We start from the raw sequence: 12,696 nt of genomic DNA, 5'->3' as shown, positions 1-12,696 counted from the left end.
AATCGAGTTTGAGGTGGACATGGATCTGTTTCTGGATATTCTGCTGGTCATCACCAGTCTGGCGTTGATCTTGCTGATCCTGCTGCATCGCGGCAAGGGTGGCGGATTGTCCAGTCTGTTCGGTGGCGGAGTGCAGTCCAGCCTGTCCGGTTCCACGGTCGTCGAGAAGAACCTGGATCGTCTGACAGTGTTCACCGGCCTGATCTGGCTCATCGCGATCCTCGGAATCGGCCTGGAGATCAAGTACACCTGATCCACTTCGGCTCCGAGTGCGAGTTGGTGACGAAGCGACGATACTGGGTGGATGAGCGAATCCTCCTACGAGTCAGTCGGTTCCCCAGCCTTCGTCCCACCGACAGCTCAGGGTCGAGAGTTGACCGAGCCTCTCCGTGAGGACATCCGCTATCTCGGCGGCATCCTGGGTGAGATCATTCGTGAGCACGAGGGCGACGACGTTTTCGAGCTGATCGAAGCGGCGCGAGTCGAATCCTTCGCGGTACGCAGGTCCGAGATCGAGCGTGACGACTCGGTCGGTCGGTACACCGATGTGGAAGTGGCGCAAGCGGTTCCGCTCATCAGAGCCTTCAGTCATTTCTCGCTCCTGGCCAACCTCGCCGAGGATCTGCACCGCGAACGCCGTCGTGCGATCCACCTCGATCGCGAGGATCCGCCGCAGAACAGCAGTCTCGACGCAACATGGCTGAAAATCGATGCTGCGGCCCCGACGCGCGAGCAGGTGGCCGCGGCGTTGACCGATGCGTTGGTGGCTCCTGTCATCACCGCCCATCCCACCGAAACACGCCGACGGACCGTCTTCGACGTGCAGTCGAAGATCACCGAACTGATGCGCCGGCGCGATGTGGCCACCGCAGCTCTCGAGGGCAAGGCTGCGAGCGCGACGAAGGAATTGGCCGTCATCGACGTGCAGATTCGCCGGCAAGTGCTGACGCTGTGGGAGACCGCTCTGATTCGGTTGTCGCGCTTGCGAATTCAGGATGAAATCGAAGTCGGTCTTCGCTATTTCGAGTCCTCGCTGTTCGACGTCATGCCGGCCCTCAATGCCGACGTGCGCGCAGCGCTGCGGGCACGGTGGCCCGAGGACGACCTGCTGCCCCGCCCCATCCTTCGCCCCGGATCGTGGATCGGCGGCGATCGAGACGGAAACCCGAACGTCACCGGAGAAGTGGTGCACACCGCGACGCACCAGGCGGGCTACGTCGCCTTCGAGCACTATCTGGACGAACTGGTGGCGCTCGAGAAGGAACTGTCCATGTCTGCGCGTCTGGTGGACGTGACCGAGGAGCTCACCGCTCTGGCCGGTGCATCGGCGGAACCGGACGATCGGCGGGCGGACGAGCCGTACCGGGTAGCCGTCGTCGGCATCCGGGCCAGGCTGACTGCCACCGCTCGTGCTGTGCTCGACGCGGTTCCGGTGTCCGGCATCGACCTCGGGGCGGAGAAATACGACGGTCCACAAGACATTCTCGACGACCTCGACGTCATCGATCGCGCCCTGCGGGCCGACGGAGACGGTTTGATCGCCGACGATCGCCTGCTCCGGCTCAGACAATCGGTCGAGACGTTCGGATTCCATCTACAGGCTCTGGACATGCGGCAGAACTCCGAGACCCACGAGGAAGTGGTGGCCGAGCTGCTGGCGTGGGCCGGTGTACACCCGGACTACATGTCCCTCGGGGAGGATGAACGGGTCTCCGTACTGTCGCAGGAACTCGCCACTCGGCGACCGCTCATCGGCCCCAATGCGCAGCTCAGCGAACTCGCAACCAAGGAACTGGGCATCGTCAGGGCAGCCAAGGAAGCCATCGACCACCTGGGACCCGACACGATCCAGAACTACATCATCAGCATGTGTCAGTCGGTCAGTGACATGCTCGAGGCCGCCTTGCTGCTCAAAGAAGCCGGCATCTTCGACCCCGGCACCGACGGGGCGTCGCCTACGTCCACGGTGGGTGTGGTGCCGCTGTTCGAGACCATCGAGGATCTTCAGCAGGGCGCAGCGACGTTGCTCGCCACCCTCGACGTTCCGATCTACCGCGCTCTGGTGGCCGGGCGCGGAATGAATCAGGAAGTCATGCTCGGGTATTCGGACTCGAACAAGGACGGCGGGTATCTCGCAGCCAACTGGGCCTTGTATCGCGCCGAGCTGGATCTGCTCGAGGCATCACGCAAAACGGGTATTCGCTTGCGGCTCTTCCACGGTCGCGGCGGGACGGTCGGCCGCGGCGGCGGTCCCAGCTACGACGCCATTCTGGCGCAGCCGCCCGGCGTGGTGCAGGGATCGCTGCGACTCACCGAGCAGGGTGAGATCATCGCGGCGAAATACGCCGAACCGTCCATGGCGCGTCGCAACCTCGAATCCCTCGTCGCGGGAACCCTGGAATCGACTCTCCTCGATGTCGAGGGCCTGGGTGACGGCGCGGAGGCTGCCTACGACATTCTGGACGATCTCGCCGCGAAAGCCCGCGCGGCATACGGCCGTCTGGTGCACGAAGAGCCCGGATTCGTCGAGTACTTCCGCACCTCGACGCCGGTCGCCGAGGTCGGTGAGCTCAACATCGGCTCTCGGCCTGCGTCACGGAAGCCCACGAACTCGGTGTACGACCTCCGAGCGATCCCATGGGTGATGTCGTGGAGTCAGTGCCGCGTCATGCTGCCCGGTTGGTACGGCACCGGGTCTGCGTTCGAGGAGTGGGTAGGCGACGACGACGGCAAACTCGAGGTGCTGTCGGATCTGTACCGCAAGTGGCCGTTCTTCCAGACCGTCTTGTCCAACCTCGCGCAGGTGATGGCCAAGTCCGATCTGGGGATCGCGGCCCGGTACGCCGAACTGGTGCCCGACGCAGACCTACGGGCGCGGATCTTCGGCATGATCGAGGCCGAACACGCCACGACCGTCCGGATGTATCTGAAGATCACCGGCCACAGTCGTCTGTTGGAAGACAACCCGTCGCTCGAGCGCTCGGTGCACAACCGATTCCCCTACCTGGAACCGCTGAATCAGATGCAGGTCGAGATGTTGCGACGCTATCGCAACGGTGACGACGACGAACGCGTCAAGCGCGGCATCCTGCTGACGATGAACGGCCTCGCGACGGCACTGCGTAACAGCGGCTAGCGCGTGAGTAGTCGGCGCACCTCGATCGAGTAGTTCTACTCGCGCGCCACGTCGATGTCGTCGAGCACAGTGTTGTCCATGACGATATCGACGCAGGTGCGAGTGTCCGAAATACGGCTCCGGTTACGGGTTCTCGGCACTGTGGGTTGCGCGATCGGTGCACCGATACTGGGACTGTTCTCCGGGGCCGCAGCATGGTCCGTCGTGGCGGAGTCCGAACCGAACATGCTGCACCTGTTCGGGACGCAACTGGTTGCCGTTGCGGCGTGGGTGCTGTGGATCGGGTTCTGGTCGCTTGCCATACGGACGGTGGCGGATGTACACGACCGCACCGAGTCTGCACGGGTCACCGTGTGGGCGTGGACGACCGTCGTGGTGGCCGTGGGAATCGCTCACGCGTTCGGCCTGGCATACGCGATGGTATGGACGGTCATTCCGCTCGGGTCGCTGTTCGCGTGGATGTTCTGACCGTGTGTAGCGGGCTCGCGCTTCGCGGAACCGGCCGCCGGCGGATCGCGTCCAACGAGGTATGAGGCAGTGCAGAAACGACACCGATGCCTGGCGCGACGGATCCGCCTACCGCACCAGCGATAGGCGGATCGGTCACCCGGAACCAGGACGAGCCTGGGACGCCGGCTACTACGACGGCGAGCGGATGGGACGGGACCCCGACGTTGCCGAGACCGACTAGTCGGGTGGGATCAGACAGCGTCCAGCTTGGAGGCTGCGCCGGAGTCGAGGAACCACACGGTTGCCTCGGTACCCAGTGCGCCGGCCGACGGGACCTCGTCCGAATCGGCCCCACCTACCGCGGCTGCGACAGCGTCGGCCTTGTTCGCTCCCGATACGAGCAGCCACACGTGCTGTGCGCGGCGAACCGCGGGCAGCGTGAGCGTGATGCGAACCGGTGGAGGCTTGGGGGAGTCCTCGACCGCAACGACATAGCGATGCTCTTCACGCACGGCATCCGTATGGGGGAACAGCGAGTTGATATGACCCTCGCCTCCCATACCCAACAGGTGGATGTCGAATGCAGGTGTCGGCTCTCCCTCGGAGCGAGAATGCAGGATCTGCGCATACGTCGCTGCGGCCACCTCGGGATCGCTTCCGTGTGGCCCGTCGGACGCAGCCATTCGAAAGACACGATCAGGATGAACGTCGACGTGGTCGAGCAGTGCCTCGGCGGCCTGCACCTCGTTGCGCTCTGGGTCACCCGAGGGCAGGAAGCGCTCGTCGCCGAAGAAGATGTCGACCTTGCCCCAATCGATGGATCCGGAATCGTGGCGCAGCGCCTCCAGTAATGCGATACCCGTGCCACCGCCGGTGAGCACCACCGAAGCCGAGCCTCGCTCGGCCTGCGCGGCGGTGACGACCTCGACGAAACGAGATCGCGCGGCATCGACCAAAGCCTGCGCGTCCAGGTACTGAAGGACCGATGTCTTACTCATAGCTCACTTTCGACAGTCCGTGCAGGGCAAGCTCGTAGATCTCGTCGGTGTCGAGTCGGCGCAGTTCCTCGGCCAGGCACTCTCGCGTGTTGCGCCGTGCCAGTGCGACTTCGGCGTCGGGCTGCCCGGTGCGCCGTAACGTTGCGGTCTTCCCGGTCTGCGGACGCGTCAGCGAGATACTGCTGCTCTCTCTGATCAGCTCCACTTTCAGCTCACCCGCGCGGCGATACACCGGCACGTCGAGTTTCGCGGCAAGCCAACCGGCCAAGATGTCGAGTGCCGGCTCCTCTGCCAGTCCCGACACCGTTGCCGAGACGACGGCCTCGAACGGAGCCTGGTCCAGGGCCGTGGCCAACAGGCCGCGCCAGTACGTGATGCGACTCCAGGAGAGATCGGTGTCGCCCTCGGTGTAGCTGCTCAGCCGTCCCTTGATCGCAGCTGTGGTGTCGGGCGAATTCGTGGCATCGGTGATCCGTCGAATTGCCAAGCGTCCCAACGGGTCCTTTGCTGGAACGGCGGGTGCTTCGTCCGGCCACCACGCCACGATCGGAGTGTCGGGCAGCAGGAACGGGATGACCACACTGTGTTCGTGATCGGCGAGTTCTCCGTTGAGACGCAGCACCACGACCTCCGACGCACCGGCGTCACCCCCGACGCGGATCTGTGCGTCGAGGCTCGACTCGGCCGATCGGTCGCCGTGGATGAGCACGATGACGCGGCACGGATGCTCACGGCTCGCTTCGTTCGCTGCGTCGATCGCCCGCTCGGCCTTGGCCGGATCGCGACTGGCGACGATCAGGGTCAACACGCGGCCGATGGTCACTGCGCCGCCTGCCTCGCGAACCTCCACCAACTTCTTGCCGACCTCGGCCGTCGTCGTGGCGGGGATGTCGACAATCACGGCATTCTCCATTCGCGTCCGGTGCGCTGCATCATCTCGTCACCCGAGGAGGGACCCCAGGTGCCGGCCTCGTACGGTTCCGCCGTACCGCCCGAGGCCCAGAAGTCGAGAATCGGATCGAGAATCTTCCACGACAGTTCGACCTCGGCGTTGACGGGGAAGAGCGACGGCTCCCCGAGCAACACGTCGAGAATGAGACGCTCGTACGCTTCCGGCGAGGATTCCGTGAATGCCTGGCCGTAACTGAAGTCCATGCTGACGTCGCGCACCTGCATGCCCGATCCGGGAACCTTGGAGCCGAACCGCATGGTCACACCCTCGTCCGGCTGAACTCGAATGACCAGCGCATTCTGGCCGAGCTCCTCGGTCATCGTGGCGTCGAAGGGGAGGTGTGGTGCGCGCTTGAACACCATCGCGATCTCGGTGACTCGACGCCCGAGTGCCTTGCCGGTGCGGAGATAGAACGGCACTCCACCCCATCGTCGAGTGTCGACCTCGAGGGTGATGGCCGCGTAGGTTTCGGTGTTGGACTCGGAGTCGAAACCCTCTTCCTCCTTGAGCCCCTTCACCTTCTGGCTGCCCTGCCACCCCGCGGAGTACTGACCGCGGGCGGACGTCCGATCGAGCGGCTCGGCGAGTTTCGTAGCCGAGAGCACCTTGATCTTCTCGGACTGCAGCTCCTTGGGGTTGAAGCTCACCGGCTCCTCCATCGCCGTGATGGCGAGTAGCTGGAGAAGGTGATTCTGGATGACGTCGCGGGCCGCACCGATGCCGTCGTAATACCCTGCGCGACCGCCCAATCCGATGTCCTCGGCCATCGTGATCTGAACGTGGTCGACGTAGTGCGCATTCCAGATCGGATCGAACAACTGGTTCGCGAAGCGCAATGCCAGAATGTTCTGCACTGTCTCCTTGCCCAGGTAGTGATCGATGCGGAACACGGTGTCCTCGGGAAACACTCGATTCACGATCGCATTGAGTTCTTTCGCACTCTGCAGGTCGTGGCCGAACGGCTTCTCGATGACCACCCGTCGCCAATTCCCGTCCTGGCTCTGAGCCAGGCCGGAACGCGACAGTTGTTCGAGCACAACGGGAAACGCGCTGGGCGGGATGGACAGGTAGAAGGCGTGGTTGCCCCCGGTGCCGCGGGTTTCGTCCAGCTCGGTCAGAGTTCGTGAGAGCTCGTCGAAGGCGTCGTCGTCGTCGAACGAACCTTGAACGAATCGGAACCCCTCGGCGAGGGTGTTCCATACCTCTTCGCTGAACGGAGTTCGCGCGTGATCACGAACGGAATCGTGCACGATCTGTGCGAAATCCTGGTTCTGCCATTCCCGCCGGGCGAACCCGACCAAGGCGAAACCGGGGGGTAGTAGCCCCCGGTTCGCCAGGTCGTACACCGCAGGCATGAGCTTCTTACGAGCGAGATCGCCGGTCACCCCGAAGATGACCATGCTGCACGGGCCCGCAATGCGGGGGAGCCGCTTGTCTCGCGCGTCGCGGAGTGGGTTGAGCCAGTCCGCTGAATGGAGAGGTTCGGTTTCTGCGGTGGGCACAGTCGGTCAGCTCTTCTGACCCGCTTGGCGCAGCTGCTCTCCGGTGGCCTCGAGCAATTCGTTCCAGGCCGACTCGAACTTCTGCACGCCTTCGTTCTCCAACGTCAGGAAGACATCGGTGATGTCGATCCCGAGAGCCGAGATGCGATCGAAGATCTCCTGCGATTCCGGTCCCTTGCCCGAGACGGTGTCGCCGACGATCTCGCCGTGATCGGCAACCGCGTCCATCGTCTTCTCCGGCATGGTGTTCACGGTGTTGGGAGATACCAACTCGGTGACGTACATCGTGTCGGGGTAGGCGTCGGACTTGACGCCCGTCGAGGCCCACAGCGGCCGTTGCGGACGCGCGCCGCTACCGACGAGCTCGCGGAACCGAGGAGCGACCTCGAAGACCTGCTGGTACGCCACGTAGGCGAGACGAGCGTTGGCCAGAGCGGCTTTGCCCTTGAGCTCTTCGGCGTCCGGCGTACCGATCGCGTCGAGCCTGGAATCGATCTCGCTGTCGACACGGGAGACGAAGAACGATGCCACCGAGTGGATCTTGTCGAGGTCGTGACCGGCAGCGCGCGCGGCCTCCAGACCTTCGAGGTAGGCGTTCATCACCAGCTCGTACCGCTCGACGGAGAAGATGAGCGTCACGTTGACGCTGATACCTTCACCGACCACCTTGGCGATGGCAGGGATGCCTTCTTCGGTCGCCGGAATCTTGATCAGCAGATTGGGTCGGTCGACGATCTTCCAGAGTTCGACGGCCTGCTCGTACGTCTTGTCCGCGTCGTGGGCCATACGGGGATCGACCTCGATGGATACGCGTCCGTCGACGCCTGCACTGGCCTCGTACTGGGGCATCAGGATGTCGCACGCCTCACGGACATCGTCCGTGGTGACGGTGCGGATCGTGGTCTCGACGTCGGCTCCTTCGCCGGCCAGCTTGGTGACCTGCTCGTCGTAGGCGTCGCCCTTGCTCAGGGCGGCCTGGAAGATCGACGGGTTGGTCGTGACGCCCACGACGCTCTTGGTGTCGATGAGGTCCTTCAGGTTGCCCGAACGGATGCGGTCACGAGAGAGGTCGTCCAGCCATACCGAGATGCCTGCTGCGGAGAGCTCTGCGAGATTCTTGTTCTGGGTCATGGATTATCCCTTCACGTTGGTGATGGAGCGCTGAGCGGCTGCGGTGACGGCCTCGGCGGTGAAGCCGAACTCACGGAAAAGTGTGGCAGCATCGGCAGATTCGCCGTAGTGCTCGAGCGAGATGATTTCGCCGAAACCGCCGACGATCTTCCACCACGGCATGGCGATGCCTGCTTCGATCGACACGCGCGCCTTGACGGTCGGCGGGATGACCTGGTCGCGGTAGTTCTGATCCTGGCTCTCGAACCACTCGACACACGGCATCGAGACGACACGGGCAGCAATGCCCTGGGCCTCGAGCTGCTTCTGCGCTTCCACTGCATACTGCAGCTCCGAGCCGGTACCGATCAACACGACGTCCGGTGTCGCCTTGGACGACTCGACGAGGATGTATCCACCCTTCGAGACGCCCTCGAAGCTGGTGCCGTCGAGGATCGGGATGCCCTGACGCGTCAGGGCGAGACCGACGGGTCCACTGCTGCTGGACTTGGCCAGCACTGCCTGCCACGCGAAGGCGGTTTCGTTGGCGTCACCCGGACGCACGACCGACAGGTTGGGGATCGCCCGCAGTGCGGCGAGGTGCTCGACCGGCTGGTGCGTCGGGCCGTCCTCGCCGAGGCCGATGGAATCGTGGGTCCACACGTAGATGGGATCGATGTCCATCAGGGATGCGAGCCGAACGGCAGGCCGCATGTAGTCGCTGAACTGCATGAACGTTCCGCCGTAGGCACGGGTCGGTCCGTGCATGACGATGCCCGACAGGATGGCACCCATCGCGTGCTCACGAATGCCGAAGTGCAGCGTGCGGCCGTAGGGCTCGGCGTCCCAGTCGTCGGTGGAGATCGACGTGGGGCCGAAGGACTTGGCACCCTTGATGGTGGTGTTGTTGCTGCCTGCGAGGTCGGCGGAGCCACCCCACAGTTCGGGAAGAACAGGTCCGACGGCATTGAGGACCTCGCCCGACGCCGCACGTGTCGCGACGGCCTTGCTGCCGGGCTCCCAGGTGGGGAGAACATCGGTCCAGTTCTCGGGCAACGTGCCCTGGGTCAGGCGATCCAGCAGCTTCTTGCGCTCGGGCTCGCGTGCAGCCCAGGCGTCGAACTGGGTGGTCCACTCGGTGTGGGCCGCGCGGCCACGTTCCTGCAGCTTGCGGGTGTGCCCGATCACCTCGTCGGTGACCTCGAAGGTCTTGGCGGGGTCGAAGTCGAGTGCCTGCTTGACCTTGGCGATCTCTTCGTCGCCGAGTGCAGCTCCGTGGACGGCGCCGGTGTTCATCATGGTGGGGGCCGGGAAGCCGATGATGGTGCGCAGCACGATGATCGACGGCTTGTCGGTGACGGCCTTGGCCGCTTCGATGGCCTCTTCGATCGCGGTGACGTTCTCGCCGCCCTCGACCACCTGCACGTGCCAGCCGTAGGCCTCGTAACGGGCAGCCGTGTTCTCGGAGAGAGCGATATCGGTCGAGTGCTCGATCGAGATCTTGTTGTCGTCGTAGAACAGGATCAGGTTGCCGAGCTGCTGAGTGCCCGCGAGGGACGAAGCCTCGGACGTGACGCCTTCTTCGATGTCGCCGTCGGAGGCGATCACGTAGATGAAGTGATCGAACGGGCTCTCACCGAGAGCGGGCTCGGGATCGAACAGTCCGCGCTCGCGGCGTGCCGCCATTGCCATGCCGACGGCGGAGGCGAGTCCCTGACCGAGCGGGCCGGTGGTGATCTCGACGCCGTCGGTGTGACGGAACTCCGGATGTCCGGGAGTCTTCGACTTATAGGTACGCAGCGCCTCGATATCGGCGAGCTCGAGACCGAAGCCGCCCAAGTACAGCTGCAGGTAGAGCGTCAGGCTCGAGTGTCCACACGAGAGGACGAACCGGTCGCGCCCGATCCAGTGCGTATCGGTGGGATCGTGGCGCATGGTGCGCTGAAAGAGGGTGTAGGCGAGGGGAGCCAGGCTCATCGCGGTTCCGGGGTGGCCGTTGCCGACCTTCTGCACTGCGTCCGCTGCCAGAACACGAACGGTGTCGACCGCTCGGGTGTCCAGGTCCGTCCAGTCGCTCGGGTGGTGCGCCGTGGTGAGGACGTCAATATCGTCTGTGATCGACACGAGCAGAAATCTCCTGACATTCGTTCGAGTTGTGGCTCTGTGGAATTCGTCGCTCGGCCGCGACTGCCGTGCGCCTGCGTTGAGCGCGCACATGGTCGGTGCCGAAGGACGTCCTCCACCAGCCTAGTTCTGTCCGACCCTACTGTCGTGCCTTCCCCCGGCCGATTGCGCGCGGGTTACTCGCAGACGACATATTTCCCCACTTTGGGTGCCCTGCGAATTGGAGGTGCAAACCCTGCCGTCTACCATCGTCTGTAGTAGGTGCACGTGCGTCGGATTCGGAGCCAGGTTTTCCGGATCGTGGCGACCTGACGTGCGCGCTGGCGTCCATGGTCGTCGTGCAGAGTGAACCCGTGTGCCGGTGGCGCGCGAGCAAGTGGCCCAGCGCCAGAGAATGACAGTCGTGCAAGGAGACGCAGTGCGAATTGGGCAGCAGCCGGGCGGACACGGATTCGCCGGCGGCCCCGGATTCGGAGCCGACGATCAGGGTGAGTCCGCGCAGGCCGCACCGGTGACGTCCGCCCCGCGTCGAGCGTTCGCTCTCCTCCTCGCGTACGTCGCGCTGACGAAGCCTCGCGTCATCGAACTCCTTCTGGTGACAACCATCCCCGCGATGCTGTTGGCCGACCGCGGTCACGTCGATCCATGGCTGATCCTCACCACGCTCTTCGGTGGCATGCTGGCCGCGGCCAGTGCGAACACCCTGAACATGGTGGTCGACGCCGACATCGACAAGGTCATGAAGCGCACCGAGAAGCGCCCGCTCGCCCGCGGTGCCATGCCGGTGTCGCACGCTCTGGTCTTCGGACTCGTGCTCGGTGTGTTCTCGTTCTTCTGGTTGTGGGCCACCACGAACCTGCTCAGCGGCGTGCTCGCGGTCGTGACGATCTGTTTCTACATCTTCGTCTACACCCTGATCCTCAAGCGGCGCACCTCACAGAACGTGGTGTGGGGCGGCGCGGCCGGATGCATGCCGGTGATGATCGGCTGGTCCGCTGTGACAGGAACGATCGGCTGGCAGGCGCTGGTGATGTTCCTGGTCATCTTCCTGTGGACACCACCGCACACGTGGGCGCTGATGTTGCGCTACAAAGAGGACTATCAGGCCGCGAACGTGCCGATGCTGCCGGCAGTCGCCTCGGAAACCAAGGTCACCAAGCACATCGTGCTCTACGCATGGGCGACCGTGGCTGCCACGCTGGCCCTGGCACCGGGCTCGGGCGTCATCTATGCCGTCGTCGCCGTGGCTTCCGGAGCATGGTTCCTCGTCGTCGCTCATCGCCTGTACGCGGGAGTTCGAGCCGGAACTCCGGTCAAACCGCTGAAGTTGTTCATCCTTTCCAACGAGTACCTGGCCCTGGTGTTCTGTGGCCTTGCCGTGGACTCGGTGCTCGGCTGGCACACGCTCGCCCAGATCTTCTCCTGAGCGAGCGTCCGCCGAGAGTCGGATCAGGGAACCAGAACGATGGATCCGGTCGTCTTGCGTGACTCGAGATCGATATGGGCCTGCGCCGCGTCCTCGAGTGCATAGCGTGCACCTACCTGGACCGTGAGCGTTCCATTCGCCATCGCTGCGAACACGTCACCGGCCCGCCACTCCAGTTCGGCTCGGTCCCGTATGTGATGCGCGAGCGTGGGCCTGGTGAGGAACAGCGAACCCGCACCGTTGAGACGCTGCGGATCCAGGGGTGGCACCGGCCCGCTGGCGGCACCGAACAGGGCAAGCGTGCCCCTGATCCGAAGCGACGCCAAACTGGCCTCGAACGTGTCCGCACCGACGCCGTCGTACACCGCGTGCACGCCTTCGCCGTCGGTGATGTCGCGAACGCGTGCGGCGATGTCGTCGTCGTACCGGAGCACGTGCGCTGCGCCGGTCCGTTTCGAGAGTTCGGCCTTCGCGTCCGTCGATACAGTCGTGATCACGTTCACGCCTTTGGCCACCGCCAGCTGCGTCAGGATCAATCCGACGCCACCCGCCCCAGCGTGGACGAGCACGGTGTCACCCCGCTGAGCGGGGTAAGTGGACTCGATCAGATAGTGCGCCGTCATGCCCTGCAGCAGCGCCGACGCGGCCTGATCCGCCGGAACGCCGTCGGGAACCGAGATGGCCGACGAGGCGTCGACCAGCACGTACTCGGCATAGCTACCGGGTGCTGCGGCCCAGGCGACGCGATCTCCGGGAGCGAAGTCGGTGACGTCCGAGCCGATCTGGTCGATCACCCCTGACCCTTCGTCGCCGGGAACGTACGGCAACGCACGCGGGTACATGCCGCGGCGGAAGTAGGTGTCGATGTAGTTGATTCCGATGGCATCGGTCCGGACCAGGATTTGACCAGCTCCCGGTGTGGGCACCGGGAGATCGACGACAGTCAAGACCTCGGGCCCACCGGTGTTGTCTATTCGAATCGCTCGCATGAACACCGT

The 12,696-nt window shown here is 64.2% G+C and carries 11 protein-coding genes; 5 read left to right on the top strand and 6 right to left on the bottom strand.

Annotation, left to right across the window (positions count from 1 at the left end):
• Window positions 1-19 precede the first annotated feature (19 nt).
• From secG to CH294_RS27575, 4 genes are all read left to right on the top strand, one after another.
• Window positions 20-253: a preprotein translocase subunit SecG gene (gene secG, locus CH294_RS22470; protein WP_027497008.1), complete on the top strand. Its 234-nt coding sequence runs from the start codon at window positions 20-22 to the stop codon at window positions 251-253.
• A gap of 51 nt (window positions 254-304) precedes the next feature.
• The gene (gene ppc / locus CH294_RS22465; RefSeq protein ID WP_094618355.1) at window positions 305-3,136 is read left to right on the top strand and encodes a phosphoenolpyruvate carboxylase; all 2,832 of its coding nucleotides are present in this window, start codon (window positions 305-307) and stop codon (window positions 3,134-3,136) included.
• Between the two features lie 78 nt (window positions 3,137-3,214).
• Complete coding sequence (locus tag CH294_RS22460) at window positions 3,215-3,604, top strand: hypothetical protein (protein WP_141216535.1); 390 nt, start codon at window positions 3,215-3,217, stop codon at window positions 3,602-3,604.
• Window positions 3,605-3,665: 61 nt separating this feature from the next.
• On the top strand, window positions 3,666-3,827 hold the full coding sequence (locus tag CH294_RS27575; protein ID WP_155289296.1) for a hypothetical protein: 162 nt from the start codon (window positions 3,666-3,668) through the stop codon (window positions 3,825-3,827).
• Between the two features lie 10 nt (window positions 3,828-3,837).
• On the opposite strand, the gene pgl is transcribed toward CH294_RS27575, so the two are convergent.
• Genes pgl through tkt form a run of 5 tightly spaced genes read right to left on the bottom strand, consistent with a single transcriptional unit; the run spans window position 3,838 to window position 10,272 of the window.
• A complete protein-coding gene (gene pgl, locus CH294_RS22455) occupies window positions 3,838-4,584 on the bottom strand; it encodes a 6-phosphogluconolactonase (RefSeq protein ID WP_032403371.1) in 747 nt (248 codons plus the stop codon).
• Window positions 4,577-5,485, bottom strand: a complete 909-nt coding sequence (gene opcA, locus CH294_RS22450; RefSeq protein ID WP_170944819.1) for a glucose-6-phosphate dehydrogenase assembly protein OpcA — start codon at window positions 5,483-5,485, stop codon at window positions 4,577-4,579. Before opcA ends, pgl begins: the two co-directional genes overlap by 8 nt.
• Window positions 5,482-7,038 (bottom strand): glucose-6-phosphate dehydrogenase, encoded by a 1,557-nt coding sequence (gene zwf / locus CH294_RS22445; protein ID WP_032377827.1) that lies wholly within the window; start codon window positions 7,036-7,038, stop codon window positions 5,482-5,484. Before zwf ends, opcA begins: the two co-directional genes overlap by 4 nt.
• Before the next feature lie 6 nt (window positions 7,039-7,044).
• Window positions 7,045-8,169: a transaldolase gene (gene tal, locus CH294_RS22440; RefSeq protein WP_032403373.1), complete on the bottom strand. Its 1,125-nt coding sequence runs from the start codon at window positions 8,167-8,169 to the stop codon at window positions 7,045-7,047.
• Between the two features lie 3 nt (window positions 8,170-8,172).
• Entirely contained in the window at window positions 8,173-10,272 is a 2,100-nt protein-coding gene (tkt, locus tag CH294_RS22435; protein WP_032377829.1) for a transketolase, read from the bottom strand.
• 418 nt (window positions 10,273-10,690) lie between these two features.
• Between tkt and CH294_RS22430 the strand changes: the two genes are divergently transcribed.
• Window positions 10,691-11,698: a heme o synthase gene (locus tag CH294_RS22430; protein WP_032378471.1), complete on the top strand. Its 1,008-nt coding sequence runs from the start codon at window positions 10,691-10,693 to the stop codon at window positions 11,696-11,698.
• 23 nt (window positions 11,699-11,721) lie between these two features.
• Here CH294_RS22430 and CH294_RS22425 read toward each other — a convergent pair whose 3' ends face one another.
• Window positions 11,722-12,687 carry a quinone oxidoreductase gene (locus CH294_RS22425; RefSeq protein ID WP_094739188.1) on the bottom strand — a complete coding sequence of 322 codons (966 nt, stop codon included), beginning with the start codon at window positions 12,685-12,687 and terminating at the stop codon, window positions 11,722-11,724.
• Window positions 12,688-12,696 lie beyond the last annotated feature (9 nt).

Source organism: Rhodococcus sp. 14-2483-1-1, assembly GCF_002259335.1.
Classification (GTDB): Bacteria; Actinomycetota; Actinomycetes; order Mycobacteriales; family Mycobacteriaceae; genus Rhodococcoides.
The sequence above is the reverse complement of the archived record's forward strand: the minus strand, read 5'-3'. Positions and strand labels throughout refer to the sequence as shown.

What these genes read in the sequence shown, in the direction of transcription:
- secG (WP_027497008.1), top strand. Translation starts at nt 20, where the DNA reads ATGGATCTGTTTCTGGATATTCTGCTGGTCATCACCAGTCTGGCGTTG.
- ppc (WP_094618355.1), top strand. Translation starts at nt 305, where the DNA reads ATGAGCGAATCCTCCTACGAGTCAGTCGGTTCCCCAGCCTTCGTCCCA.
- CH294_RS22460 (WP_141216535.1), top strand. Translation starts at nt 3,215, where the DNA reads ATGACGATATCGACGCAGGTGCGAGTGTCCGAAATACGGCTCCGGTTA.
- CH294_RS27575 (WP_155289296.1), top strand. Translation starts at nt 3,666, where the DNA reads ATGAGGCAGTGCAGAAACGACACCGATGCCTGGCGCGACGGATCCGCC.
- pgl (WP_032403371.1), bottom strand. Translation starts at nt 4,584, where the DNA reads ATGAGTAAGACATCGGTCCTTCAGTACCTGGACGCGCAGGCTTTGGTC.
- tal (WP_032403373.1), bottom strand. Translation starts at nt 8,169, where the DNA reads ATGACCCAGAACAAGAATCTCGCAGAGCTCTCCGCAGCAGGCATCTCG.
- CH294_RS22425 (WP_094739188.1), bottom strand. Translation starts at nt 12,687, where the DNA reads ATGCGAGCGATTCGAATAGACAACACCGGTGGGCCCGAGGTCTTGACT.